Below are 2,535 nucleotides of genomic sequence, written 5' to 3'. Positions count from 1 at the left end.
CCCTCGCGTTGCTCCGGCACGCCTTGTCCCGTAAAGGGAGCAGGCTATGAAATTTCTCGACCAAGCTAAAATCTTTATCGCTTCGGGCGGCGGCGGGGCCGGCTGCGTCTCGTTCCGCCGCGAAAAATTCATCGAATTCGGCGGGCCCGACGGCGGCGACGGCGGGCGCGGCGGCGACGTGTGGGTCGAATGCGTCGAGGGCCTCAATACCCTGATCGACTACCGCTACCAGCAGCACTTCAAGGCCCAGCGCGGCGAGCACGGCATGGGCAAGAACCGCCACGGCGCCAAAGGGCGCGACGCGGTTCTCAAGGTGCCGGAGGGAACGCAGATTCTCGACGAGGACGGCGAGACGGTCATCGCCGACCTGACGAAAGTCGGCCAGAGGATCCTGCTTGCCCGCGGTGGCAATGGTGGATTTGGCAACGCCTATTTCACCACCTCGACCAACCGGGCCCCCCGGCGGGCCAATCCGGGCCAGGAGGCCCAGGAGCGGTGGATCATCCTGCGCCTCAAGCTCATTGCGGATGCGGGCCTCGTCGGCTTGCCCAATGYCGGGAAATCGACGTTCCTCGCCACGGTCAGCGCGGCGAAGCCCAAGATTGCGGATTACCCGTTCACGACCCTGCATCCGGGGCTCGGCGTGGTGCGCGCCTATAATCGCGAATTCGTGCTCGCCGACATTCCGGGTCTCATCGAGGGCGCCTCCGAGGGCGCCGGCCTCGGCGACCGCTTCCTCGGCCACGTGGAGCGCTGCCGGGTTCTGTTGCATCTCGTCGACGCGACCGGCGAACACGCCGGCAAGGCCTACAAGACCGTCCGTGCGGAACTCGACGCCTACGGGCATGGTCTCGCCGAGAAGCCGGAAATCGTCGCGCTCTCGAAAGCAGACGCCCTCGATGAGGAGACGCTGAAGGAGCGCGTGGCGCAGTTGAAGCGCGCCGCCAAGCGCACGCCTCATGTGATCTCGGCCGCATCGGGACAGGGCGTACAGGAAGTGCTCCAGGCGCTCCTGTCGGTCATCGATGCTGCGAAGGTCGAGGAGAAGCCCGCCGAGCCGCAGGAAGAATGGCATCCATGAATCCCGACTTGCGTCAGTTCCGGCGGGTCGTCCTCAAGGTCGGCTCGGCCCTCCTGGTCGACCGCGCGCGGGGCCGTCTCAACCATGCCTGGCTCGCGGCGCTTGCCGAGGACATTGCCGACCTTCACGCACGCGGCGCCGAAGTCCTCGTGGTGTCCTCGGGCGCGATCGCCATGGGCCGGACGGTGCTCGGCCTTCCCGCAGGTCCCCTGAAGCTCGAAGAGAGCCAGGCGGCCGCGGCGGTCGGCCAGATCGCGCTCGCCCGCATCTGGGCCGAGGTTCTGGCCCATCACGGGATCACGGCGGGGCAGATCCTGGTGACGCTTGCCGATACGGAAGAGCGTCGTCGTTATCTCAATGCGCGCGCCACCACCCTGAAGCTTCTCGACATGCATGCGGTCCCTGTCATCAACGAGAACGATACGGTKGCGACGAGCGAAATCCGTTACGGCGACAACGACCGGTTGGCGGCCCGCGTCGCGACGATGATCGGCGCGGACCTGTTGGTCCTGTTCTCCGATATCGACGGTCTCTATACGGCTCCGCCGGCGGCGGATCCGTCCGCGATGCATATCCCCCTCGTCGAACGCATCACGCCCGAAATCGATGCGATGGCCGGCGGACCGGCCTCCGAATTGTCCCGTGGCGGCATGCGCACCAAGATCGAAGCCGGCAAGATCGCCACCGCCGGCGGCACGCATATGATCATCGCCGACGGGCGCTCGAAGAACCCTCTTCGCCGCGTCGCCGAGGGCGCCCGGTGCACGTGGTTTCTCACGCCATCGAATCCTGCAACCGCACGCAAGACCTGGATTGCAGGGGCTTTGGAGCCTCGCGGAACGCTTCACGTGGACGAAGGCGCCGCGAAGGCGCTGCGTGGCGGTGCGAGCCGTCTGCCGGTCGGCGTGCGCCGGATCGAAGGGGCCTTCGCGCGGGGCGACGCGGTCACGATTCGCGACGAGACGCGGGTGCTCGGTCGGGGTCTCGTCGCTTACGATGCCGACGACGCGTCCCGGATCATCGGCCGTCCGAGCCGCGAAATCGAGGCGATTCTCGGCTATCGCGGCCGCAGCGAAATGGTCCATCGCGACGACATGGTTCTGAGCGAGTGAACCGCTAGCCATTCCGACCAGCTGCCCCGGTTGCAAAAGGAATTGTTGATTTCCAGAGTATTGGAATGTTCAACGTAGAACCGCAGGACGTTCTCGGCTGCCGACCAGGCGGCTTGAATCAAGACTTTGGCGCGGGTCGCCCGCGAGGTTGCCACATGGACGATACTCAGATTGCGAGCGGACGCGACGCCGCCGACCGAATGACCGCCGGCAAGGGGGCTCTGGATGTCCCGGCTCTGCTCAAGGACCTCGGTCGCCGCGCGCACCAGGCGGCGCGAAAGGTCGCCCTCGCGTCCGCGGACCAGAAGAATGCGGCCTTGCAGGCCATGGCCATGCGATGCG

The 2,535-nt window shown here is 66.4% G+C and carries 3 protein-coding genes; all 3 read left to right on the top strand.

Annotation, left to right across the window (positions count from 1 at the left end; all coding sequences use genetic code 11):
- Positions 1–46 precede the first annotated feature (46 nt).
- Positions 47–1,081 (top strand): GTPase ObgE, encoded by a 1,035-nt coding sequence (gene obgE, locus AC1DT3_RS17785; RefSeq protein ID WP_477466563.1) that lies wholly within the window; start codon positions 47–49, stop codon positions 1,079–1,081.
- On the top strand, positions 1,078–2,193 hold the full coding sequence (gene proB / locus AC1DT3_RS17780) for a glutamate 5-kinase (RefSeq protein WP_477466562.1): 1,116 nt from the start codon (positions 1,078–1,080) through the stop codon (positions 2,191–2,193). The genes obgE and proB overlap by 4 nt, the downstream gene beginning before the upstream one ends.
- Positions 2,194–2,348: 155 nt before the next feature.
- A partial coding sequence (locus AC1DT3_RS17775) for a hypothetical protein (RefSeq protein WP_477466561.1) occupies positions 2,349–2,535 on the top strand: 187 nt, incomplete at its 3' end.

The sequence above is a fragment of the Microvirga sp. P4_G7 genome, assembly GCF_056401005.1.
The sequence above is the reverse complement of the archived record's forward strand: the minus strand, read 5'-3'. Positions and strand labels throughout refer to the sequence as shown.